The organism is Brevibacillus sp. MER 51, assembly GCF_023714195.1.
Taxonomy (GTDB): Bacteria; Bacillota; Bacilli; order Brevibacillales; family Brevibacillaceae; genus Brevibacillus.
In genome coordinates, this window is sequence record NZ_JAMAUS010000001.1 from 76,373 (window position 1) to 100,300 (window position 23,928).

Here is a 23,928-nt window from a genome sequence, read left to right on the forward strand (position 1 = left end):
ATGAGCCTCGAAAATTTCTTGTACCGCCTTCATTTTGATACAGAAAACGCCAGGTCAAGTGATAGTGAAGTGGATTGGGGGGATGCGCCACTTACATACAAAGTGTACAGGGGGCTACCTGTCATTCCATTGCCAGAAGATATTCCTTTTTCACTTGTAGATCAAACGGTTTCACAAGAAATGTCTCTTCCTCAATTGGGCGCTTGGTTATGGTATAGCTACGGACTGATTCAAATCAGCCAATCGTTGGTAACCACGCCTTCGGCAGATGCAGAATCTGAGTCGTTTTGGCCGCTTGTAACGAATCGAAGACCTGTTCCATCTGGGGGAGGGCTCTATCCGAGTGAGCTGTACGTGTATGTGAAGCTATCGAGTATTCCTCCAGGTCTATACCACTACGATGTGGCTCATCACAGACTCGTACAATTGCGCGAAGGGAATTTTGATCACGTCCTTAGCCGAGCGCTTGGTGGCAGTTGTCCGGTACATGCATGCTTTGGAGTTGCTTTCGTATCCATCTATTTTTGGAAGAACTTTTTTAAGTACGATGAGTTTTCTTATCGATTGCAGGGCCTCGATGCTGGTGTACTGCTTGGGCAATTGCAGGAAATGGCAAGCCAGCTCGGCGTGACGACTGCGGTACACTACCAGTTCCTGGATAGAGCGTTGAATACACTGCTAGGATTGTCTGCCGATCAAGAGAGTGTCTACGCCGTAGTCCCCTTATCGCTTCAAACAGAAGGGGGGAGGTATTCGCACTCACCGGCACAATGGACAGAACGAGAAGAGGAAGAGACAGCAAGCGAGCTAATCAGAGAACTGCCTGAGCAAAAGCATGTGCACGTGATGCGATCAAAAAGAATGAGGCAATATCCTGCACTTCTGCAAATGAATGAAGCTGCCATGCAGGCATCTACCTATGCATTTAGACGATATTCGGATCAGTTGGAAAGCAAGTGGCCTCGTCATTTTGATGAGCGAATCCTTCTCCCGCGTTTGCAGAAACCAAGCTATGATCTGGCGCAATATTGTCGGGAGCGTTTTTCAGCGGAAATGGATTTTGTCAGGAGGAAAACAGACCTGAATCAGGCAGCGTGTATCATGGAAATGACGATGAGTGCTCTATCGTATGGCAATGATTTGGGAAATAATCAGGAAGCAGCGTGTAGAAGGCTTTCTCTCTATGTAAGCATTCATCAGGTAGAGGGGATGCAAGATGGGGCATATGCATACGAACCACGGGAGCACGCGCTTTATCCGATTGTATATGGAGATTTACGAGCACGCCTTCAAGACGGGATGACCCTGGACAACGTAAATTTGTATCAAGTGCCGCTCTGCTTTCATGTGGCGGGGAAACGTGATCATCTGATCAATGAGTTGGGTTATCGAGGGTATCGCATTCAGCAGATGGAGGCGGGAATCGTCGTGCATCACTTGCTTTTGGCAGCGTTCACGTGTGGAATGGGTGGTCATCCGCTACTCGGATTTGACGTGGAGAATTGCGATGATCTTTACAAGCTAGAGACCGAAGAGAAAACCTGCTTGATTCAAATTCCGGTCGGGCACTATCGCCCCCGCGCCAGATTTCAGACCGGGCTTCATGGATAAAAACGCGGAAGACCCGAGTCTCGTTGACCCGGGTCTTGTATTATGCTCGTATAATGGCTTTGATACCTTGAATGAAACGGTCCATTTCCTCGTGAGTATTGTACGGTGCCAGCCCCGCTCGTATCCAGCCGCCACTTTCATTGATTCCCAAACAATTGGCGAGTGTTGTCGCATAAAAGTCCCCATCCGCAACGAATATGCTATGCTCCTCACACAATCGCTCACATACTTCTTGCGGAGAAAACCCTTCGATCCGAAAAGCGATCGTCGGTGTTTTCGGTACATCTTCACCTGCTTGATAAATGGTGACATCCTTCATTGCACCTAGTTCTTTTCGCAGCTTTTCTGCCAGCTGATTTTCATAAGCTTCGATTACCTCGTAACCTGAGCGGATTTTTTCTGGGAAGTTATCACCGAGACCAAGTGATGCAACAAATTCGATAGCGGGTCTGATTCCTGCGATTCCTTCATGATTTTGTGTTCCGGTCTCCAGTTTATCTGGATAAGAAGAAGGAGCGGGAACCAATTTGTAAACATCGAGTGCTTCAAAAATTTCTTTGCGGATGACAGCGATTCCGACATGTGGACCAAAAAATTTGTAAGCGGAACAGAGCAGGATATCGGCTCCAATCTCGTCACGATGGATGGAGAAGTGAGGGGCCGCATGCACGGCGTCGACAGCAACAACGACTCCTTTTGCGCGTGCTTTTTGCGAAATGGCAGCGAGATCATGGATCGTTCCGACAGCATTGGAAGCAAGCCCGACTGCCAAAAGTCTGGTTCTGGAAGTAAGGAGGGTATCGAGTTCATCTAGTTGTAACGTAAGTGTCTCTTTGTTCACCTTCAACCACCGAACGATCATTCCGCGATCAGCGGCAACGGTCAGCCACGGGTCTACATTGGCGCGGTGATCCATCTCGGAGACGATGATCTCATCCCCTTCTTTCCAATGCCGACCTAATGCGCGAGCAATCGCAAAGGTCAGGGTGGTCATATTCGCACCGAAGGCAACCTCTAGCGGCCTTACGTGGAAGAGATCGGCTACGGCTTGCTTGGCATCTGCCAGAATGGCTTCTGTCTCCTTGCTCGTTGGAAAGGAGCCATGTAAATTCGCTCCACCGTTCGCCATATAGTGATAGATCGCGTCCATGGAGGATTTTACGACTTGCGAGCCGCCTGGACCATCCAGATAAACAACTGGCTTGCCTTTGTACGTTCGTTGTAGTGCGGGGAATTGCTCTCGGACTTTTTCAATGGGGAAATGTCCTGATGTAACTTCTAATCGCCAATCATTCGAGCGCATAAAACTTCCAGGAGGGTATTCAAAGGTGCATTCTGATTGCAGAGTGAAACCGAGCTTTCGGCAAATGGCATTCGAGGCAGGATTGTCCACGGAGGGGAAGGCATGAATAAACTTGTGTCTCTGTTCTTGGTTGATGCGTGCGATGAGTGAGGCTAAAGCCGCTGAGGCTATCCCTTTTCCTTGATAAGGGGGCAGGACGCTCCAGCCTACTTCGTATACGTTTTCTCCTTGCCAGACGCGGTCCCAATAGCCGATGCTTCCGACAGGGGTGTGATCTGGAAGCAGAACGATGCTGAACATCTTGCTGGTAAGCTGTCCGTCTTTATTGACGTATCGTTCGTGCCGAGCAAGGAGCTGTTCCTCCGTCTCCGGGCCTCCAAGATGCTCCATCATGGCTGGCGCATTCAAAAGACGCAGCAAGGAAAGATCGTGATCCGCCCAGGGCTGAATGCGGACAAGCGCAGTGTTTAGCGTTGTAGACATTTTTTCACTCCTTATCGACTGGATGTCCGTTGTGTCTATCATCATTCGTTATCTCTCATTATTCGAAAAAAATTCCAATTAATCAATATTCTATTCGTTCTCAGAAAGAGTGTTGGAAAATTATGCTATAATTGTGGTACCCGAGTGATTCTTATTATCGGAGTATGGAAAGAGAAGCAGAGGTGTAGGAATAGACCCTTTCTGAAAAGACATATGTCGAGTAAATCCAACGTAAATATTTTCACCGATAATAAAGGAAAGAGGAAGGGGTACCTGTCCATGAATGAAAAAAGCATTCATACACAACGGCTCAAATTGATTCCATTTACACATAGAATAGCGACGAATATTTTGCATGAAAATTACGAAGAGTTATTGGCTATGGGGCTTACATTAGGCGAAGGCTGGCCTGATGCGGATGCGATGGAAACCATACCCAAAATCATCAAGGCACTCGAACGCACAGGGGAACCAACTGGATTTGAATCGTGGATGATCATTACAAAAGATGGCAGGAAGATCATCGGTGATGTAGGATTCAAAGGAGTCCCGAATCCCGAAGGAGAAGTGGACATCGGCTATGGAATTGTTGAAGCCGAGCGAAAAAAAGGCTACGCGCACGAGGCGGCTGAAGGCTTGACGGATTGGGCGCTGTTGCAGCCAGATGTGAAAATGATTACGGCAAGGTGCTTGCTAGCTAACATAGATTCCGCAAAATTATTAGTCAAGCTGGGCTTTTCAGAAATTAAGAGGGACGAAGCAATGATTTACTGGTGTAGGCAGAAATAATAGTACTCCTGAATAGAATCAGAGTTTCACACGAAAAAAAGGACGCACACATGGCAGTCCTTTTTTTCGTGGAGAACATCAGTTGCTGGAATTTTCTATGGGAACGTTGTAGATATGTTTCGTACCATCTTTATACGTTACTTCGAGTATACCTGATTGAAGGGACGGGCCTTTTGCTTTTACTTTTTTCTTCGTGGAGAACTCTCCTGACTTCGAGTCGATTCGCAACGTAATGACCGTATTGAAGACTTGAATGGTTACGCGCTTGATTTCTTTATTCGAGACTTTCCCTGTCACTTCGATTTGGTAATACGATTTAGGGAGCTCACTTGATTCAGCATGGAGCTCAATCTCATCTGGATGGAGAGCCAGCTCTGGAAGAAATTTCGTCTGCATCTTTACGATTTCCTCTTTGCGTTCCTTATCTTCAGGTCCTATGAGGATGTGTACGTAAGAGTTTAACTGAAAATAGTCTGGCGTTAGATCACTCGGCAGTTCGTCTGTTCGGAAATATTCATCTTGCTCGAATGTTCTCCCGGGCTTTAAGGTTTTTTCCTTGATGTCCGGGGTACAGGCAGGTTCGTCTTCAGGGTAGGGAAGCTCCCAAGAGTCTCCAGAGGCAAACGCTTCTAGTTGATTTGTTACACCATAGCAATGACCAGTCGTGTAGGTAATTGGCTTCCGCGAAATATTCGTGACAATCGTATTTACGTGGTACATTGGTGAGTCGTATTTAGGATTGTCGATTTCGGTAACGGTTACTTGAAACCGAAGTCCTTCTTTCTTAAATGGTTTGTCAATGAAAAACATGCCGGTTGCTTTTGGTACAGCCGCGTTTACATTCACGGCGCCAGCAGTCATAACCAACAAAAAGCATACGAGTGAATAGACAATCTTGCGAAACACACAGTTCACCTCCTCACGATTCGTTTTTGAAAAATGTGCATGGAGGCACCTTCTTAATATTCCATATATTACCTCCCTTTGCAATGTTTTTTGCTCGGGAATATTTTAAATGAAAATTTTCAAAGGAAAGGTAACCCAAGACTTCCTTCTTTCGTATTGAAATAAAGGAAAAGATTATCGCTTTTCATTGAACTATGCAACGCGTGTCTCTATACTGGAGAGATAAGCATTGGTAAATAATTGTGAGGGATAGCATGCAGAACTGGATGACCCAAATTATTGAACAATATAGTTACTTCGGTATCTTGCTCATGATGGCACTGGAAAACATATTTCCGCCCATACCTTCTGAGGTGATCTTGACGTTCGGTGGATTTATGACGACGCAATCATCCTTAACGGTTTTTGGCGTAATCTTGTCAGCTACAATCGGTTCTGTGATCGGGGCAATCATACTCTATGGAATCGGTTATTACCTGGATGTCAAGAAAATAGAGAAGATCGTAGAGAGATGGGGACATATTCTGCGCATTAAACCGGCAGATATCCATAAAGCAAATGAATGGTTCGACCGATACGGGTACTGGACGATCTTTTTTTGCCGCATGGTTCCATTGATCAGAAGCCTGATTTCCATTCCTGCTGGTATGACCAAAATGAACTTCCCTCTGTTTTTGTTGTTTACAACACTTGGTACGTTTATTTGGAACATCGTCCTTGTGGTGGCAGGTCACTTATTGGGGGAATCATGGGAAGACATTCTGTACTATTTCGATCTCTACTCCAATGTCGTTTATGTTGTACTCGCATTCGCGGGGATAGCGTTCCTCATTGTTTTCCTCCGCAAACGAAAAGTGGATGCCTAGAACCTTCCAACCATCTTTCCTTCAAGGGAAGGTGGTTTTTCCATTTGGAACCAAGAGGTAAACATATTGTAAAAAGTCGTAATTTTCTTGCAAATACAAAGCGCCTTAATTGCGCTAAGGTGAGAGAAGGGGGAGCAGGTGACATGGGCACCGCCCTTATTCTTGAGGCTGGAGGAGATGCAACTTGATCGATTTGTTACTCGTAAACGGCGTAGTCATTACCATGGACAAAGACCGTCGGGTATTACAGGACGGGGCAGTCGCCATTGATAAAGGAAGAATTGTAGAGGTGGGCGACACTCCACATCTACTAGACAAGTATCCCGCGCAAAAGGTAATCGACTGCGCGCATCATTGTATACTCCCAGGCTTCGTTGACGCACATGGTCATGGCGGACATTCGTTGTTCAAAACGATTGCGACGGACAATATCAACGACTGGATGCCAATCATGACCAACACGTATAAGCACTACGTGACAGACGATTTTTGGTACTACGAGGGCAAGTTGTCGGCACTGGAGAGGCTTAAAGCTGGGATTACGACAGGTGTTAGCGTACTCGGCTCGATGCCGCGCTCGGATGATCCGATTTTTGCCTTGAATCACGCCAAAGCGTACAACGAGGTGGGTGTTCGCGTAATCGTAGCGACAGGTCCATGCAACCCACCGTGGCCGCATCCTTTCAGCCGCTGGGTCGATGGACAAAAAGTAACGAAGGAAGTCACCTATGAGCAGGTTCTCGCTGGAGCAGAAGCAGTGATCGAAGCCCTGAATCATACGAACAACGATAAAACGAGAGCATACATAACTCCCTTTGTCATCGTGACCTCTGTCAATCCGTCTTATCCGACACCAGCTGACCAATTGTTTGGCTTAACCGATTTCGACCGGTACCAAGCGCGGAAAATCAGGGAGATTGCGAAAAAGTACGACACGCGCATCCATTCCGATGCTTTTGGAGGCATGATTCACCTCGCGATTCAAGACAAAGAGTACGCGCTCTTAGGTCCAGACGTACACTTGCAGCATTGTCGGGGAATTTCTTTTGACGAGGCGAAAATTTTGGCCGAAACAGGAACGAATGTGAGTGCTTCTCCTGGTTTTGGTCAAATCAATGCACGTACCCCGATTACGGAATTGCTGGAGATGGGAGCGACTGTTGCGATCACGACAGACGGCACCTCGCCGATGACTCCTTTTGACATGTTCCAGGCCATGCGCAGAATGCAATTGTTGCAACAAGCGGCGTTGCGCGATTATTACTACCTCCCGCCGGGCAAGCTGCTGGAAATGGTCACGATTGACGCGGCGCGCTGTGTGGGCTGGGACGATGAGCTGGGGTCGCTGGAAGCTGGTAAAAAAGCGGACGTCATTACAGTAAATATGCATCAGGCCCACTTGAATCCCGAAAACATGCATGTCCATCGTGTTGTCTATCAGGCAGTCGGTGGAGATGTGAACCATGTCATTGTCGACGGTGAACTGATTATGGACGAACGACGAGTGTTGACTGTGGATGAAAAGCAAATTCTCAAGGAAGCGAATGAAGAGGCGAATCGCACAATCGAGCGGGCAGGCCTGGAAGTCTACATGCAGCCAAGCAAGTATTTCTGGGGGCATGCGCGAGCTTATTTGGATGAGAGAAGATTTGACCCGACGAAATTGTAGTTTGGAGAATGTTAATGCTGCACCTAAAGTGTTGCCCTTGCATTGAATAGGAGAAGGTGCCCGCCGCCTTCCCTTTTTTTATTGGATTATAGTTGACAAAAACGATAGGATTAATCATTATTTATTCATAATCCCCATCGACTAAGTTGGAATAAAAAGAGGTGCAGTCATGTATCTGACAATTGATAATGTTACGAAACATTTTGTGGATGAACAGAAACAAAAAGTAAAGGTGCTCGATGATATCAATCTGGAAGTGGAAAAGGGCAGCTTCGTTTCCATTGTCGGCCCCTCTGGCTGTGGAAAATCGACGCTGCTCTACTTGATAGCGGGATTGGATCAACCGGACAGCGGTGACATACACGTTGCTGGCAACAAAGTGAATAAGCCCGGCCCCGACAGAGTCGTCGTTTTTCAAGAAGCAGGGTTATTTCCATGGCTGACCGTTTTGGAAAATGTTACATACGGACTCAAGTTAAAGAAAATGTCTGCAGCGAAAGCCAACGAAAAGGCGCTGGAAGTGCTCAAAATGGTCCATTTGAGCAAGTATGTTCATTCCTATCCCCATCAGCTCTCAGGCGGGATGAAGCAACGTGTAGCCATAGCTCGGGCACTTGTCATGGAACCCGACATTTTACTGATGGATGAACCTTTCTCGGCGCTGGATGAACAGACGCGAATGGTTCTTCATAAGGAGTTGCTTGAGATTTGGCGGACGACCAAGGTCACGATTTTTTTCGTTACCCATAATATCCGGGAGGCCGTTTTGCTTGCGGAGAGGATCGTCGTTTTTGCCACACGTCCCGGAAAAATCAAGGAGATCATTGCGGTTCCTGCTATGCGCGATGGAGTCATGCCGGACAGTGTGACAGTCAACACGGAGCAGAAGGTGCTGTCGATCCTGCAAGAAGAGATAGAAAAGGTGCTGAAGGAGGAAATGGGCAATGACTACAGCTTTAAGACGGGTCATCTTCATCGCTATGATAGCGGCGATATGGGAAGTCACATCTAAATTATCCGGGTTGCCATCGTTCATGTTTCCCAGCTTGACCCAGATTTTTGAAACACTCGTAAATGGCTTGATAAGCGGGCAAATTACCGCCGCGATTGGAAAAAGCATGGGACGAATCCTGTTGGGCTTTCTCATTGCCATTATCGTCGGACTAATATTGGGTTACTTCATTTGGAGATACAAACTCGTAGAAGATACGCTTGGCTTTGTCGTGACGGCGCTTCAATCTATCCCGAGCATTGTCTGGTTCCCGCTTGCGATTATCTGGTTTGGCTTAAATGACTTCTCCATTCTGTTCATCGTGACGATTGGGGCGACCTGGACGATGACGGTCAACGCGACCAGTGGTTTCAAAAATGTCCCGCCGCTATATCAGCGGGTAGCCAAAACTTACGGTTCGACTGGCTTTCACTTTGTACGAACAGTCATTCTTCCTGCATCCGTACCACAGATCATCTCAGGGCTTCGAATCGCTTGGGCATTTTCCTGGCGGGCACTCATGGCTGGTGAGCTGCTCGGGGGTGGCGGTGGTCTCGGTCAACTGCTCGAGATGGGACGTTCCCTTGGACAAATGGATTTGGTGATATCTGTCATGATCATTATTGCGATCATCGGTACCGTCGTCGATAATGTTGTCTTTTCACGGATCGAACGCAACGTTCAGATGAAGTGGGGAGTCCATTCATAAAAGAAAAAAAGCGAAGGAGTGTCGTCACATGCTTAAAAAAGTGATCAGTACCGTTGTCGCATCCCTATTATTGATGGGGATTGCGAGCGGGTGCTCTACGGGCGGAGCAGAATCCTCTGAAAAGGAAGTAAAGATCGGATATTTCCCGAATCTTACCCATAGCGCAACGATCATTGCACTGGAGAAAGGCTATTTCAAGGAAGCTTTCGGTGCGGATGTAAAAATTCAAACCAAAACGGTCGCCAATGGCGGATTATTTATGGAAGCAATGGCAACAAAAGCAATTGATGTAGGGACAGTGGGACCTGGACCGTTGTTGAACTTTTATGTCAAGCATCCCGGTTATCGTTTGATTTCAGGAGCGGTCAATGGCGGAGCTGTGCTCGTCATGAATGGTTCAACCAATATTACCGAACTAAAAGATGTAAAAGGCAAAAAAATCGCGATTCCGGTAATCGGCAGCACACAGGATGTCATGCTCAGAAAAGCACTGAATGAGGTTGGCCTCAAACCGACGACGAATGGTGGAGATGTGGAACTGTATGCGGCGGCTCCGGCAGATACGGCAGCATTATTCGTACAAAAATCCGTTGACGGTGCAGCAACCCAGGAGCCGTGGGGATATGTACTGGAAAATAAGGCGGGAGGAAAATTGCTTTTGGACTGGGATCAATTCGCTTGGGGGAAAGAATCAACGAATACAGTAGTAGCAGCCAGCGATGAATTTTTGAAACGAGAAGGATTGGCAACCGCTTACCTGCAAGCTCATAAAAAGGCAGTCAAATTCATTCAAGAAAATCCCGAAGAAAGTCAAGACCTGATCATCAAGCATCTGAAAAATCTGACTGGCAAAGAGTTGAGCAAAAAAGAAGTGCAGGCAGCCTTTTCCCGTTTGGAAGTAACAACAGCGGTTAATGAAAAAGTTATTCAGGAAATGGCAGATATCAGCCAGGAAGCGGGCTATATTCCGAGTAATAAAATCGATGGTCTGATTGATTTGAAATATTTGGAAGCAGCGAAATAAAATCGGGTGAGAAGGAGGGTGATTCAGCAGGAGGTTCGAGGGGTGGAAAGGAATTAGATGGGAAAGGAGGTCATACCACGATGAGACCACATGAAGAAGGAAGTAATCAACCAAACGACAGCTCATTGGAGACGCAGATTCATACTGATTTTCAAAAAGAAATGACCTACGGCGATTACTTACAGCTCGATCAAATCTTGTCGAGTCAACAGCGTCAATCCACCCATCATGATGAAATGCTGTTTATTATCATTCATCAGGTGAGTGAGCTTTGGATGAAACAAATTTTGCACGAACTGTCAGCAGCAAACGAATGCATCTGCAATCACGATCTGGAGCCAGCTTTCAAAATGTTCGCGCGAGTCTCGCGTATCCAGCAGCAATTGATTAAATCGTGGGATGTCCTTTCTACATTGACGCCAGCCGATTACCTCCAGTTCCGTGACACGCTGGGTCATTCGTCCGGTTTTCAATCTTACCAAAACAGACTCATCGAATTTACATTAGGATACAAGAACCAGCATGTCCTGGCGGTGTATGCGCATCAACCAGAGCTTCACGCCAAAATGAGTGCGGCCTTGCAGCAGCCAAGCATTTACGATGCGGCGATCAGGGAGATGGCTGTTCGGGGCTTGCCGATTGATCCGGAATGTTTGAATCGCGATTGGTCACAGCCATATCAACCAAATCAGAGTGTCGAGCAAGCCTGGCTGACTGTGTATCGAAATGTGAACCAATATTGGGATCTGTACGAGTTGGCAGAGAAGCTGGTGGACATCGCCAGCCAGCAACAACAATGGCGTTTTAACCATATGACGACAGTTGAACGCATCATAGGCCAAAAGCCGGGAACCGGAGGGTCATCGGGCGTCATGTACTTACGCAGAGCGCTCGATCACCGTTTTTTCCCGGAGCTATGGAGCTTGCGGACGTTGTTGTAAAAAAACTCTTCAAAAAAAGCGAGAAAAGCGTCTTGGGGACCCAAGGCGCTTTTTTCGATTGTAGTACTCCTTTCACATTTTTTCACATATCTTACCTAATATTGGGTACAAATACCCTTCTTTTCCTGACAAACATATGTTTTCATTTTTAATAGTGTACCTATTTTTTCAAGAACAACCAGAAATGGAGTGGGCATTTGGATGGAAACAATGAAGCCACCTATGGAAGTGTTATATGACAAACAGCTGAATGCGCTGCGATCCCATGATACAGGGGCAAAACCTCCCAATTGGCTGATGTCGCCCAGAGCTGTGCGCGACTTTATTTTAGGAACGGATGAACCTCTCTCTTATGAGGGTGAAAGTATACCGATTACGAAAAAGTTTTATGGAGACGATGTGCTTATTGAGCGCGCGATCGTCACGTTGGCAGGCAATCGCGGTTTGATGCTAGTCGGTGAGCCTGGAACGGCAAAAACGATGCTGTCTGAGCTGCTGTCTGCGGCCATCTCCGGTACAAGCACGAATACGATCCAAGGCACCGCGGGAACGACGGAGGATATGATCAAATACTCCTGGAACTACGCGATGCTGCTGGACAAAGGTCCTTCTCTGCAAGCGTTGGTTCCCTCCCCGCTGTACACCGGAATGAGTAAAGGAATCATTACCCGTTTTGAAGAGATTACCCGTTGTCCTTTTGAGGTTCAAGACGTGTTGATTAGTATTTTGAGTGACAAGGTGATGAACATTCCCGAGCTGTCAGACGGCATCCTGTTTGCGAAGCCCGGTTTTAATATCATTGCAACAGCGAACCTGCGGGACAAAGGCGTCAATGAAATGAGCAGCGCGCTCAAACGCCGTTTTAACTTTGAGACAATCGCGCCGATTAATCATGTGAAAATGGAAGCCCAAATTATCGAATCCCAAGCAAAAGTGATTCTGGAACAAAGTGGCGTAAACATCGAAATCGATCGCGATGTGGTTGAGATATTGGCGACGACCTTCATGGAGCTGCGCATGGGCGAGACGAAGGAAGGATTCAAAATCGACTCCCCTCAATCCGTGATGAGTACAGCTGAAGCCGTATCCGTCTATGTCCAGAGTGCAATGACATCCCATTACTATGATGGCAGGCCAATTTCCATGGATCGACTGGTACAGAATATGCTGGGAGCCGTCGTCAAGGAAAACCAAAAGGACGCAAATATCCTGAAAACCTACTTTACCAAAGTGGTCAAAGAACGGGCAAAGGAAGAGGGTCTATGGGGAACTTATTACAACGAGAAGAAATGGATCAAATAAAGGATCAGGACCGCTTCATAAAATCATTTGTCGAAGAAGAGGTTTACAATCTCAGCAAACAGGTCGTCTATTTCCCGGTTCGTCATCATAGTCCTGCCTGCTCATTTCATTTGAAAAAAACGATCGAAGAGTATCAACCGGAAATCATTCTGATTGAAGGCCCGGACCATAGCAATCATATTATTCCGATTTTGACGGATGAACGGACGAAGCCTCCTGTGAGCATTTATTATGCGTACGCCTCGGGGGAGCAAAAATACGTCTGTTACTTTCCGTTTCTTCTGTATTCGCCGGAGTATGTGGCCTTGGTCGAAGCAAAACGCCGGCAGATTCCTGCTGCTTTCATTGATCTCAGCTACGGAAGCCGCCTCGAAAGCCTGGAAGACGGCCATGATTTGAAAAAGAAGAATGAAAAGCTGTCCTATCACGATGAGCGCATGCTGGCAGGCTCGGAGTTTATTCAGCGATTGTGCCAGACGATGAAATGCAGGAACTTCGATGAGCTGTGGGAAAAGTTTTTTGAGATTGACGGGATTCGCAAAAAGACGCAGGATTTCGTCAAGGATGTCTTTGCCTACTGCTACTTGTCGCGAAAATGCTATGATGACGCTACTTTGGAAGCGGAAGGCGATTTGATTCGCGAGGCGCATATGCGTCAAAAAATTGCAGAGGCAAAGCAAAAGCACGCGAGAATTCTCGTGATTACCGGGGGCTTTCATACATACGGACTCATCGAGGAGCGCAAGACTTCCTACAAGATACAAAAGGTCCAGGAAGAGAAAATATATCCAATGGTGTACACGTACCAGGAAGCAGATCAGTTGAATGGATACGCAAGCGGGATGCCGTACGTCCATTATTACGAGAGTGTGTGGAAGGCCCTGGAGAAGAAGGAGCGTGCTCCCTTCTCGAAAAGCGCCTTGATATACCTCCCGCAATTGCTCAAAAAACTGCGCGACAAAGGAGAAACGACGTCTACTGCGGATGCGATCGAAGCGTATAGCCTCATGAACGGCTTGGCAGTTATGCGGGAAAAGGCTGAGGGCGGTGCCTATGAGTTGATCGATTCCGTTCTCTCTGCTTTTACAAAAGGCGAACGGTCGATTGCGACTTCCCAGCCGATCGAGACATTGCGAGAGCTGTTGACCGGAGATGGAATCGGTGAAGTGGCCCCAAACTCACTGGATGTGCCTATCGTTCGAGATTGCAAAGACAGATGCAAATCGCTAAAGCTCGCGATCACGACAACAGGGCGCAATCAGAAGGTGCTGGAGCTGTATGCCAAGAAGTCGCATCGCGAAGCCAGCCAGTTTTTTCACTGCATGCAGTTCTTGGGCACAGAATTTTGCGCCAAAGAAGCTGGACCCGACTGGATGAACAACCGAAATGTCAATCTCGTCCGAGAAACATGGCGCTACAGCTATTCCTCGTTCGTCGAAGCCCGTCTGATCGAGAGCTCGGTCTACGGTGGGACAGTGAAGGAAGCAGCTGCCCATAAGCTAGCCGATATGGTAAAAGAACTGCCGCAGCACCAGAGCCATGAACTGGCAAAATGGCTTTTGATGGCGGTTGTCATGGGATTGGAAGAGCTGTCAGAACGACTCTTTAAATCTGTACAAGAGTCCGTTAAGCAAGATGGACATTTTCTCTCTCTTTGCAAAACGTTGAAAACACTCACGATTCTTTTGGAGCAAAAACGGTTATTCGGTTTGATCGAGTCAGAACGGCTGGAGAAGCTGGTGGAAGAAGTATATTACCAGGCTGTGACCAAAATCGTCGAGCAGGGAAACCCGAACCCCAACGAACTGGATGAGTTGGCCGATCAGCTCAAATTCCTCTACATGCTGAGTGAGAAAAGACAGGCGGATGATTCTATAGAGATTTTCAGTGATCAACTGCTGGAATTGCTGCGTAACGACAAGCTCCCTGCGAAACTGGAGGGGGTAGTGGTTGCGATCTTGTGCAATCTCGAAGTGGTCGAACGCGCAGAAATCTCCAGACGTGCGCGTGCCTATATGTTCGGCTCGCCTGAGCAAATGCTTCATACTGCCGCGTATTTACATGGCGTTTTTATCGTGGCTCGTGACTACCTCTTTTATCAAGAGGAAATCTTGCGCGATCTGCATCAAATGATTACATCCTTGGCCTACGACGACTTTTTGCAGGTGGTGCCTGAACTGCGATTGGCGTTTACATATTTTAGCCCAATGGAAATTAGTATGCTCTCGGAAAAAGTGGCAGCTCTCTTCCAAACGACGGTGGAACAAGTCACGAATCCAGTCATCGATGAGCGTACTTTGCGTGATGCCCGCATGCTCGATCAAGCGATCAAGGAGGAGTTTGCCAAATGGAACCTGATTTGAGCCGCGAAGCCTTGAATCGCTGGCGGTTATTATTGGGCTCTCATGCCGAGGAATCTTTGGAAGGCAGCGGGGTCTATCAATCATCCGAGTTTTCCTATCAGGAACTGGACTCGATTCTTGAATTTTTATACAACCGTGAATACGGAGAAGAGCAAGGCTATCGAAAAGAAGGCGGCCGAGGAGATTCGGCATTGACGGTTCCCGTCTGGCTGAATAAAATCCGCAAGCTGTTTCCCAAAAAGACGGTGGAAATCCTCGAGCGGCAAGCTCTGGACCGCTATAACATGACAGAGCTCTTGACAGACAAAAAAGTGTTGGAAAGCATGGAACCCAACATGACCCTCTTGAAAAACATCCTCCAATTCAAAGGCAGGATGAAAGGAGAGGTCGTAAAAAGTGCAAAGGAAATTGTACGCAAGGTCGTAGACGATCTGCGGCGTCAGCTTGAGAATGAAGTGCAGACCAGTATCGTCGGCAAACGCAATCGCCACAAACGCGGTTATACAAAGTCGATGAAAAATCTGGATGTGCATAAAACGATTCGGAAAAATTTGAAGAACTACGATCACAAAAAAAGCCGTTTTATCATTGATGACCTGTATTTCCACAGCAATATTCAGCATCACAACAAATGGAACATCGTCATTGTCGTGGACGAGAGCGGAAGTATGATGGACTCTGTGATTTACAGCTCCGTTATGGCAAGTATTTTTTACAAGCTTGCTGCCTTGAAAACGCATTTGGTTATTTTTGATACGAAGGTCGTTGATTTGAGCGATAGACTGGATGATCCGGTCGATGTGCTGATGAGTGTGCAACTTGGTGGGGGGACTCATATTGCCCAGGCGCTCAAATACGGAAGATCACTACTCGAAAATCCATCCAAGACGATATTTATCCTCGTCAGCGATTTGGAGGAAGGCTATCCGATCAAGGAAATGTATCGCCAAAGCAAGGAAATTATTGATGCGGGCTGCAAGTTCTTAGTGCTGACGGCTTTGGATTTCAATGGCAACGCTACGTACAACCAGCATGCTGCACGGGTTTTGAGTGATATGGGAGCAAATGTTGCTGCGATCACGCCTGATGAGCTCGCGCAATGGATAGGTAAGGTTATCAAATAGAGATAGAAAGAAGGAGGAGTAAGGAATGGTTTTACGAAAGACAGATCTGAATCCGGTTACGAAGAAATTTGTGGAGGAGTTTATCGGTGCAAGTGATCGAAACAAGCATTTGTACGATCAAATCAATGATTACATTGCAGGCGACACAGACGAATGCCCGGCAATCGAAGAGGACCCGAGGTTTTACAGCTATACGGTTCGATCCGAATTTGACAAGCTGAAAAAACGCGGCGAGGAGTTGGCTTTCTATCGAGCAGCTGTACTGATTTACAAGGCAAGCAACCGTTTTTACGATAAGAAAAATGTGATGGATGAGTGCTTCCTGGATCAGATCGAACTTCAGGGTATGAAGGACATCAGTGATGCTGATATCCGGGCAAAAGATCAGAAAGCATTGGAAGCCATGAGAAAAACGATCGAGCATTTCGGACATGCGTTGTTTGCCGAATTTATGTTAAAAGCCGCGGAGGATTATCGCGTAAGCATCAGCCGTGATTACTCCTCGACATTTGATAGGGCCGAATTTTTGCTATTCATTTCGTATGCGTACTCGATTTCTCCGAGCTTATTGGAGGAAGCAAAAGAAAAGCTAATGCCGAGCTACTATTACCTAGTTACGGGTGATACGCGTGAATATATAAAAGAACTGCATACCATTGCCAAAGAAATCGTGACCATGCAGTTTTCGGGCAACAATTTGCTGACCAACGAGTCGTTGTACCCTTCGTACGTCAAAGAGAAAAAGGCGGCGCTGCGAGAAAAGTGTTATGTGGGAGAGCAGGTCAAGGAAGGCTCCCTATTGAACCAGAAACATTTGAAGCGTTATATGGAGCTGGTCATCAGCTTGCTGTATTTCCGCATTCACGTAAAAGGCGGGACCAGTGCATTCCTGAAGAAGGAAGAGGAGATCGATCGAGAGCTGCACGCCACCTTGCAAATCCTTTTTGACATGTTCCCGCTTGATATCTTGGCCGAAGATAAGAGATTGTCTGACCTCGTACACATGGATGAGCCTTACGATCTACTGCTGGGACTTCGCGAGCATTTGCTATCCCCTCCGACCAATTGGGAGCAAGTGAAGCAGCTGGTGCAGGAAGACGTAACGAAATCAAGACGAGCACTGGAGCTTGCTTCGATCCCGATGGTCAAAGGATTTTTATACAAAACGCTGGCGGCAGAAGGCGTGGATCTCTCCGATTTCCAGCCATCTCTGGAAGGGATTATTCTAGACTCGTTGCGTCGTGCAAAGGGCTCGACAAAGCTGGCGAACTATCTGGATGACAAAGCAGTACTCGAGGATGTGCTCGAGCATGTGCATCTGGAGGACGTACAACTTGTAAGACAGCAAATGATCCTGCTGAGCTTCTTGCCTGTGGATCATCCGTTTATTGCGCGTCTGATTCCGTTCATGTGCCAATACAAAGACAAGTCCAACCGCAGAGTAGGCCATATGTGCTTCGCTCATGCCTTCCAGGAGCCATTGACCGGTATCATCGATCATTACCGGAAGGACGAAGCTGTAGATATCCAGACGCTGTTCTATCAGATTTTGTCGATCAAGGAGAATCATTATTATTACACAGACGTCAAAGAAGAGGTCTATCGTTCGTTGGTCGTAGCGAATCCGGAAATGAGTCTGGCTCAATTTGACAAGCTGGATACGGAGCTTCGCGTGTTTGTGATGCAAACCCTATTAGCGGCAAAGGAGACGCTGTCAGAGGAATTGCGCAACCAAGCGATTCTGCTCGGGTTGGGTGACAGCTCGAAGAAAGTGAGCGGCCTTGCTGGTGCGGCGTTTCTTCAGGCCAAAGACAAAGAGCTTTATTTGCACGTTTATCAAACCGAGAAAAAAGCAAAAGTTAAAGAAATGGCGCTGGATGCGATTCGCTCCCTGGACAATAACAAGGAGATTTTCCAAGAGCTACTGACAAATGAAAAGAGCAGCAAATTTAAAACGCTGCTGCAAACATTTATCGACGCCGAGGAACAAGGGCCAGATGCGAGCTTGACTCATTTAGGCAACCTGACCGACAAGCGCAAGCTCACACGGATTAAATGGATGCCTCTGGAGCGCATGCCAGTCCTTCGCGACCAAGACGGCAACGAGCTAGGTCAGGAAGTAATGGAGTACATGCTCACCGCCTCAATCGATTTCCCGACAGCGCCAAACCAGTTGGTACTTGACTTGAAACCGTCTCTGCAAGCGGCATCTGTTGCTGACTTTACCACGGAAGTTTTGCGCAGTTGGGTCGATAATGGAGCAGTAGCCAAAGAAAAATGGGTCATGCCGCTTTGCGTTGCTTTTGGAGATCGTCGTATAGTCGATACGCTTGGTCAGTTGATTAAGGAGTGGACAGATCACTCTCGGGGAGCTTTGGCTGCGGATGGCGTACGTGCTCTGTCGTTTTCGAATGATTTGATTGCGCTGCGTCTAATCGACCAGATTAAACGTACGATCAAAAACAGGCAAGTCAAATCAGCCGCAGAAGAGGCACTGTCTATGGCGGCTGCGAATCAGAACATTTCCCCGATGGAACTGGAAGACCGATTGGTCACGACGCTTGGCTTCGATGCGTCTGGCAAGCAAGTCTTTGACTACGGCGACCGCACCTTCACGGTCAAAGTCAGCAACGAGCTGGAGCTGGAAGTTACGAACGACAGCACAGGAAAAGCGGTCAAAAATCTGCCTGCACCGTCTGCGAAAGACGATCAGGAGAAGGCAGAACAAGCGCGATTGACTTTTGCCCAATTGAAAAAAGACCTGAAAAATATGGTGAAAGTGCAATCTCTTCGTCTGGAGGAGTCCCTGTCCAAATCACGTTATTGGTCAACGGAATCGTGGAAACGTCTATTTGTGGAGAACGTGTTGATGCAAAAATTCGCAATCGGGCTCATCTGGGGTGTATACGAGGATGGAAAACTCGTAGATACGTTCCGCTATATGGACGATGGGACATTTAACACCGTGGACGAGGATGAGTATGAGTTGGCAGATGAGCAGCTTATTGGCTTGATTCACCCACTGGAGCTGGACGAAGAGACGTTGAACGGCTGGCGTACTCAGCTGGAAGATTACGAAATTACGCAACCGTTCGAGCAATTGAGCCGTGAAGCGTTCCTGCCAACGGAAGAAGAAATAAAAGCCAATGAATTGCTCCGCCTGCCTGTTGAATCGTATTCACCTACTGCTTTTGCGAAAATGATGGAGAAATTCGGCTGGGTTAAAGGAACCCCGCTCGATGCCGGTTATTATTACGAGTTTTACAAGCTGTATGACGGTATGGTGGCTGAGCTGAAAATCAGCGGGGCGAGCATTTCGTATTGGGAAGGAATGGAGGATGTGAAGCTGGAAACGTTGGCTTTCTTTCCAAACAAAGATGCCGAGTACAAGCATTTTTACTTCAAACCAGTGGATCGACTGAAGCTCACTGATATTCCAACACGCATTTTCAGCGAAACCGTCTATGATGTCATGCGGGCAGCAGGAAAATAACGATGGCGGATTTCACATCAGAATTTCATCGGTTTATCGCGCTGTGCAACGAAGAGTATCTGATCAAATACGCGAACAAAGGCATTTACAATCGTTCCATCAAGGAAATGGAAAAAGGAATGTCCGTTTCCTACGAGTTCGGGGACGATTACGTCGAGTGTGCGCTGTCAGATGACAGCGTATGCCGACTTCATGCAGATATTGATCGCTTTTCCTGCTCATGTCCATCAGACAAGATTTGCAAGCATGTTATCATCGCCATCGTCTACTATGCCAAAAACCACTTGCAAGCAGGAGCAGAGACCGGGGAAGAGCTGGAGACCTACAAGCCTGACTTTAGCTGGCTCTTGCAATTGCAGCCGTCTCACATTAGCAAGGCTTTTACCCCAGCACAGCTGGAAGAAGTGCTGTTTCGCCTCGACTATTTCGAGGAGATGGAGGTCGTTGAAACATCCTTCTTAACCATGACATTGCGCACCCAAGATATTTCCGTATCTTTTGACAGTGAATCGGAGATCGGGAAGAGCATGTGCACCTGCAAGGCGAAAGGCAATTGCTTGCACAAGCTGGAGGTCATTTTACGCTATCGGGCCATGCATCAGCTACAGGATCGGGAGCAGTTACAAGCATCTGTAACCGATGTCAGCTACGAAACCGATGTCGTAGCGGAAGCCAAAGCGCTAATCGCAGAGATTCTTGGCATCGGCTTGGCGAAGCTATCCCAAACGATTTGTACACGGCTGGAGCTGCTTGCTATTGCTGCGCATAACGGCAATCTTCCCCGCGTGGAAAAAGACATACGCGGCATTCATGGGGAGCTGAACTTATTTTTTCAGCGTCATGTCAAGTTTTCGACGGAAGCGCTGCTCGACCGACTTTCCCGGGTGTATCTCAGTTTGCTTGCCATAGAGAAGACCGATCACATCGAAGCGAAAAAGCAGCTGCTCGGCAGCTTCAAAAGCAAGTACCATATGGTTCCACAGTTAAGTCTGTATGCATTGGGAGCAAATCCATGGGAGACACGGTCAGGGTACAAGGGGATTACGTATTACTTTTATTCGCTTTCTGATCAACGCATTTACACGTATACAGAAGCGCGCCCCGTATATTATGAGGGCATATCCTTTTCCTTTAAGGACAGCTATAAAGGCAAGGTACCATGGGGCGGGTTGATTTCCATGGAGGAGCTCTCTCATTCACAGGTCATCCTGACACAGGCAAAGACGAATCGGGAGCAGCGCTTGTCTTCCAGTGAAGAGACGCGGCTAACCATCGTTCCCAGGGACAACATCGAAGAGCTGGATCTCGGCAAGGTGCTCGTTTGCGACTGGTCAAGTGACTGGAAGGACGCGGCAGGCGATATGTTTGAAACCGCTTTGGACTCGGTTTTTCTATTGAAAGCGAACAAGTTCAATCAAGTCGATTTTGATCAGAAGTCGCAGCAGTTGATTTTGACGATCGAAGACGAGCAAGGTTATTCCCTCCCATTGAGCATCTTCTATCAGGGGGATTTCGCCCGCAATATACGTCATCTGGAACAAAACAAACGGCTGCTGGAGTTGCGCGATGTGTATTTGCTTGTGCAAAAAATAGGGGATGGGCTTTATCCCATCAGCATCATGCAGGGAAAATCGCTGACGAGCTTCAAGTTGGACCTATAAACGGTGAGGGAGTGGACATAAAATCATGGAGGAGTTATATTCCTTTACCGAAAAGCTAACTGATTGGCAGGAACGCTTGTTACTCAAAGGAATCCATAAACTTGATAAGCAAGATTTGCAGGAATTGAAAAAACTGCAAGAGCTCGCAACCGAATACGATATGAGCTTTCTGGGCTCATTGATAGAAGACCTGCATGTGGAGGGCAATCGCTATTTGCAGGAAGTAAAAGCAGATGCCGAGTTGCTAACGCAGCAGTATTTGTATGTGGTGCAGTACATCAATATGATGAAAAAGCCTTTGACTCGATCATCGTAATAGAGTCAGTGAAGAAAGAGAGATTCTTGAGGAGTCTCTCTTTTTTGTTTATTTATCAAGTTGTAAAGAAACTGAAAATAAAGGTAAACAAAGTGAAAATGCAATGACTGAATATTGTCTAAAATAAAACATGTTTGAATGCTAAAACATTTGCAACAAGAATTGGGGGAACACAGATGAAAAAGAAAAGCTTTTATCACACGCTGATTGCCATGACAATTGCGGTATCTGCGGCATTGGCTGGGTGTTCGTCGGGGCAGGATGCGTCGACTAGCGCCGGACAAGCAGGGGGTACTGCGGAAGCTGGAAAAACAGGGGGAACCCTCGTCATCGCTCGTCTGTCCGATGCGAACAACCTCGATCCACATTTCCTGTCCCAAATCCCTTCTGCAGCAATCGTTCATCACAAAGTATATGAAGGGCTTGTCCGCATGGATAAAGAAAGCAAATACGTCCCATCCCTGGCAAGTGAATGGAAGCAGCTCGATGACTTGACGTGGGAGTTCAAGCTTCGTCAAGGTGTGACGTTCCATGATGGGGCACCTTTCAATGCGGAAGCGGTAAAAGCAACGATCGCTCGTGTTCAAGACCCTGCCGTTGGCTCCAGTCGGATTAACATGTTTGAAGCAATCAAAGAAGTGAAAGTAGTAGATGAGTACACGGTACAATTTCTACTGAATTACCCGTACTCACCACTCTTGTCTGTTTTGGCGAGTGCAGAGGGAAGCATTATCAGCCCGAAAGCCATTGAACAATATGGAAAAGATTTGAGCAAGCATCCAACCGGTACAGGCCCGTACAAATTCGAAAAATGGACGCCGGGTCAAGAAGTGGTTCTGGTGAGAAACGATAGCTACTATGGCGGTACACCGAATTTGGATAAAGTCGTTTTCAAAACCGTACCGGAAGACACAACTCGCCTTGCCATGGTTGAGACAGGAGAAGTTCAAGTGGCAGAAAACCTGCCTGTGACGGACATCGATCGCGTACAAAATTCTCCATCCATGCAATTGGGTCGATACCCTGGGTTCTCTGTCGACCACATCGGATTGAATACAAAGAAAAAGCCGTTTGATGATGTGCGTGTCCGCCAAGCCATTGCCCACGCCATCGACAAGAAAACCATTATTGAAGGCGTTTACAACAGTGTGGGAACACCAGCTCACTCCTCGATTACACCAGCGATGGTTGGGTACAGCCCGAATGTAAAAGACATTCCGTATGACGTCGAGAAAGCAAAGCAATTGCTCGCAGAGGCTGGTTATCCAAATGGCTTCAAAGCAAAAATCGCGTTGAATGATAACAAAGCACGAATTAGCGTAGCCGAGGTTTTGCAGCAACAACTGAAGCCAATCGGTATTGATCTGCAACTGGATGTGATGGAATTCGGGGCGTATATCGAAGCAGCATCCAAAGGGGAGACAGACCTGTTCATGAGTGGATGGGGAAATGCTACAGGCGATGCCGACTACAATCAATCGAACCTGTATCATTCGAAAGCACATGGCGCACCAGGTAACCATTCCTTCTACAACAATCCGGAAGTAGACAAGCTGATTGACGAAGGACGCAGAGAAACAGACGCAGAAAAACGAAAGCAACTCTATGAAAAGGCACAACAAATCGAAATGACTGAAGCACCGCTCATTCCGTTCCGATTCTCCGAGAACCTGGCGGCGATTCAAAAGAATGTACAGGGTGTATGGATTAGCCCTGCAGGCCATATCGAGATTGACGAAGTAACGATTCAATAACACGAGGCGCCGCTGACATGCTTGTGTCAGTGGCGTTTTTGGGTTGAAAAGTAGAACGCCATCCCCTAAGATAGATTATATTTTGTTGACCAGCGTGGAGTGGAGGTGGAATGGCGTGAAGCAAGGAAAAACGAATGCGATGCGGATATTGGATAAAGAAAAAATCGCATACACCATGCTGACATATGCAACGGATGATGGGAAAATCGACGGAATCGCTGTCGCCCAAAAGATCGGTCGCGAAGAGAACGTTGTCTATAAAACTTTGATTTCGCAAGGGACGAGCAAATCATATTATGTGTTTGTCATTCCCGTTGAAGCCGAGCTTGACCTCAAAAAAGCGGCGAAAGCAGTCGGCGAGAAGAAGATCGAGATGATTCCCGTGAAGGAGATCACAAAGGTATCCGGCTATATTCGTGGTGGATGTTCGCCAGTCGGGATGAAGAAATTGTTTCCGACGGTGATCGATCAACGAGCACAATCGTTAGAGACGATCATCGTCAGTGGTGGAAACATTGGCGTCCAGATCGAGATGGCAGTAGAGGGCTTGTTACAAGCAACGAAAGGCTCCTTGGCAGATGTATCTGCAATTTAAAGCAAAAAGGCCACGGCATTAGCTGGGG

18 protein-coding genes are annotated in these 23,928 nt (G+C 47.2%); 16 read left to right on the plus strand and 2 right to left on the minus strand.

Translation table 11 applies throughout. The features are described 5' to 3' along the window. Complete coding sequence (locus M3630_RS00325) at positions 1-1,611, plus strand: SagB family peptide dehydrogenase (RefSeq protein WP_251250809.1); 1,611 nt, start codon at positions 1-3, stop codon at positions 1,609-1,611. A gap of 40 nt (positions 1,612-1,651) precedes the next feature. Here M3630_RS00325 and M3630_RS00330 read toward each other — a convergent pair whose 3' ends face one another. After that, complete coding sequence (locus M3630_RS00330; RefSeq protein WP_285860065.1) at positions 1,652-3,397, minus strand: cysteine desulfurase-like protein; 1,746 nt, start codon at positions 3,395-3,397, stop codon at positions 1,652-1,654. A gap of 279 nt (positions 3,398-3,676) precedes the next feature. Here M3630_RS00330 and M3630_RS00340 point away from each other — a divergent pair, with 279 nt between their 5' ends. Further along, positions 3,677-4,186, plus strand: a complete 510-nt coding sequence (locus tag M3630_RS00340) for a GNAT family N-acetyltransferase (RefSeq protein WP_251250810.1) — start codon at positions 3,677-3,679, stop codon at positions 4,184-4,186. A 78-nt stretch (positions 4,187-4,264) separates the two neighbouring features. On the opposite strand, the gene M3630_RS00345 is transcribed toward M3630_RS00340, so the two are convergent. Further along, positions 4,265-5,092: a hypothetical protein gene (locus M3630_RS00345; protein WP_251250811.1), complete on the minus strand. Its 828-nt coding sequence runs from the start codon at positions 5,090-5,092 to the stop codon at positions 4,265-4,267. A gap of 254 nt (positions 5,093-5,346) precedes the next feature. Here M3630_RS00345 and M3630_RS00350 point away from each other — a divergent pair, with 254 nt between their 5' ends. The 14 genes from M3630_RS00350 (at position 5,347) to ybaK (ending at position 23,900) form a co-directional block, all read left to right on the plus strand. Then, complete coding sequence (locus M3630_RS00350) at positions 5,347-5,958, plus strand: DedA family protein (protein WP_173609316.1); 612 nt, start codon at positions 5,347-5,349, stop codon at positions 5,956-5,958. A 184-nt stretch (positions 5,959-6,142) separates the two neighbouring features. Beyond that, positions 6,143-7,627 carry an amidohydrolase family protein gene (locus tag M3630_RS00355; RefSeq protein ID WP_251250812.1) on the plus strand — a complete coding sequence of 495 codons (1,485 nt, stop codon included), beginning with the start codon at positions 6,143-6,145 and terminating at the stop codon, positions 7,625-7,627. A gap of 169 nt (positions 7,628-7,796) precedes the next feature. Beyond that, complete coding sequence (locus M3630_RS00360; protein WP_173609314.1) at positions 7,797-8,639, plus strand: ABC transporter ATP-binding protein; 843 nt, start codon at positions 7,797-7,799, stop codon at positions 8,637-8,639. After that, positions 8,572-9,327: an ABC transporter permease gene (locus M3630_RS00365; RefSeq protein ID WP_173609313.1), complete on the plus strand. Its 756-nt coding sequence runs from the start codon at positions 8,572-8,574 to the stop codon at positions 9,325-9,327. The genes M3630_RS00360 and M3630_RS00365 overlap by 68 nt, the downstream gene beginning before the upstream one ends. Before the next feature lie 28 nt (positions 9,328-9,355). Beyond that, a complete protein-coding gene (locus tag M3630_RS00370) occupies positions 9,356-10,351 on the plus strand; it encodes an aliphatic sulfonate ABC transporter substrate-binding protein (RefSeq protein WP_251250813.1) in 996 nt (331 codons plus the stop codon). 80 nt (positions 10,352-10,431) lie between these two features. Beyond that, the gene (kynA, locus tag M3630_RS00375) at positions 10,432-11,292 is read left to right on the plus strand and encodes a tryptophan 2,3-dioxygenase (RefSeq protein WP_251250814.1); all 861 of its coding nucleotides are present in this window, start codon (positions 10,432-10,434) and stop codon (positions 11,290-11,292) included. A 201-nt stretch (positions 11,293-11,493) separates the two neighbouring features. After that, positions 11,494-12,594, plus strand: a complete 1,101-nt coding sequence (locus tag M3630_RS00380; RefSeq protein WP_251250815.1) for an ATP-binding protein — start codon at positions 11,494-11,496, stop codon at positions 12,592-12,594. After that, entirely contained in the window at positions 12,555-14,957 is a 2,403-nt protein-coding gene (locus tag M3630_RS00385; protein ID WP_251250816.1) for a DUF5682 family protein, read from the plus strand. The genes M3630_RS00380 and M3630_RS00385 overlap by 40 nt, the downstream gene beginning before the upstream one ends. After that, a complete protein-coding gene (locus M3630_RS00390) occupies positions 14,942-16,081 on the plus strand; it encodes a VWA domain-containing protein (protein WP_173609308.1) in 1,140 nt (379 codons plus the stop codon). The genes M3630_RS00385 and M3630_RS00390 overlap by 16 nt, the downstream gene beginning before the upstream one ends. A 25-nt stretch (positions 16,082-16,106) precedes the next feature. Beyond that, complete coding sequence (locus M3630_RS00395) at positions 16,107-19,574, plus strand: DUF4132 domain-containing protein (protein WP_251250817.1); 3,468 nt, start codon at positions 16,107-16,109, stop codon at positions 19,572-19,574. A 2-nt stretch (positions 19,575-19,576) separates the two neighbouring features. Next, a complete protein-coding gene (locus tag M3630_RS00400; protein WP_251250818.1) occupies positions 19,577-21,235 on the plus strand; it encodes a hypothetical protein in 1,659 nt (552 codons plus the stop codon). Positions 21,236-21,260: 25 nt separating this feature from the next. Continuing rightward, positions 21,261-21,551 carry a hypothetical protein gene (locus tag M3630_RS00405; RefSeq protein WP_173609305.1) on the plus strand — a complete coding sequence of 97 codons (291 nt, stop codon included), beginning with the start codon at positions 21,261-21,263 and terminating at the stop codon, positions 21,549-21,551. A 176-nt stretch (positions 21,552-21,727) separates the two neighbouring features. After that, positions 21,728-23,305 carry a glutathione ABC transporter substrate-binding protein gene (locus M3630_RS00410; protein ID WP_221867018.1) on the plus strand — a complete coding sequence of 526 codons (1,578 nt, stop codon included), beginning with the start codon at positions 21,728-21,730 and terminating at the stop codon, positions 23,303-23,305. 115 nt (positions 23,306-23,420) lie between these two features. After that, entirely contained in the window at positions 23,421-23,900 is a 480-nt protein-coding gene (gene ybaK / locus M3630_RS00415) for a Cys-tRNA(Pro) deacylase (protein ID WP_232772816.1), read from the plus strand. The last annotated feature ends 28 nt before the right edge of the window (positions 23,901-23,928 follow it).

Excerpts from the sequence above, each read along its gene's own strand:
- M3630_RS00380 (WP_251250815.1), top strand. The coding sequence starts at position 11,494 with ATGGAAACAATGAAGCCACCTATGGAAGTGTTATATGACAAACAGCTG.
- M3630_RS00365 (WP_173609313.1), top strand. The coding sequence starts at position 8,572 with ATGACTACAGCTTTAAGACGGGTCATCTTCATCGCTATGATAGCGGCG.
- M3630_RS00360 (WP_173609314.1), top strand. The coding sequence starts at position 7,797 with ATGTATCTGACAATTGATAATGTTACGAAACATTTTGTGGATGAACAG.
- M3630_RS00390 (WP_173609308.1), top strand. The coding sequence starts at position 14,942 with ATGGAACCTGATTTGAGCCGCGAAGCCTTGAATCGCTGGCGGTTATTA.
- M3630_RS00400 (WP_251250818.1), top strand. The coding sequence starts at position 19,577 with ATGGCGGATTTCACATCAGAATTTCATCGGTTTATCGCGCTGTGCAAC.
- M3630_RS00410 (WP_221867018.1), top strand. The coding sequence starts at position 21,728 with ATGAAAAAGAAAAGCTTTTATCACACGCTGATTGCCATGACAATTGCG.
- kynA (WP_251250814.1), top strand. The coding sequence starts at position 10,432 with ATGAGACCACATGAAGAAGGAAGTAATCAACCAAACGACAGCTCATTG.
- M3630_RS00325 (WP_251250809.1), top strand. The coding sequence starts at position 1 with ATGAGCCTCGAAAATTTCTTGTACCGCCTTCATTTTGATACAGAAAAC.
- M3630_RS00340 (WP_251250810.1), top strand. The coding sequence starts at position 3,677 with ATGAATGAAAAAAGCATTCATACACAACGGCTCAAATTGATTCCATTT.
- M3630_RS00350 (WP_173609316.1), top strand. The coding sequence starts at position 5,347 with ATGCAGAACTGGATGACCCAAATTATTGAACAATATAGTTACTTCGGT.
- M3630_RS00385 (WP_251250816.1), top strand. The coding sequence starts at position 12,555 with ATGGGGAACTTATTACAACGAGAAGAAATGGATCAAATAAAGGATCAG.
- M3630_RS00330 (WP_285860065.1), bottom strand. The coding sequence starts at position 3,397 with ATGTCTACAACGCTAAACACTGCGCTTGTCCGCATTCAGCCCTGGGCG.
- M3630_RS00395 (WP_251250817.1), top strand. The coding sequence starts at position 16,107 with ATGGTTTTACGAAAGACAGATCTGAATCCGGTTACGAAGAAATTTGTG.
- M3630_RS00405 (WP_173609305.1), top strand. The coding sequence starts at position 21,261 with ATGGAGGAGTTATATTCCTTTACCGAAAAGCTAACTGATTGGCAGGAA.
- M3630_RS00370 (WP_251250813.1), top strand. The coding sequence starts at position 9,356 with ATGCTTAAAAAAGTGATCAGTACCGTTGTCGCATCCCTATTATTGATG.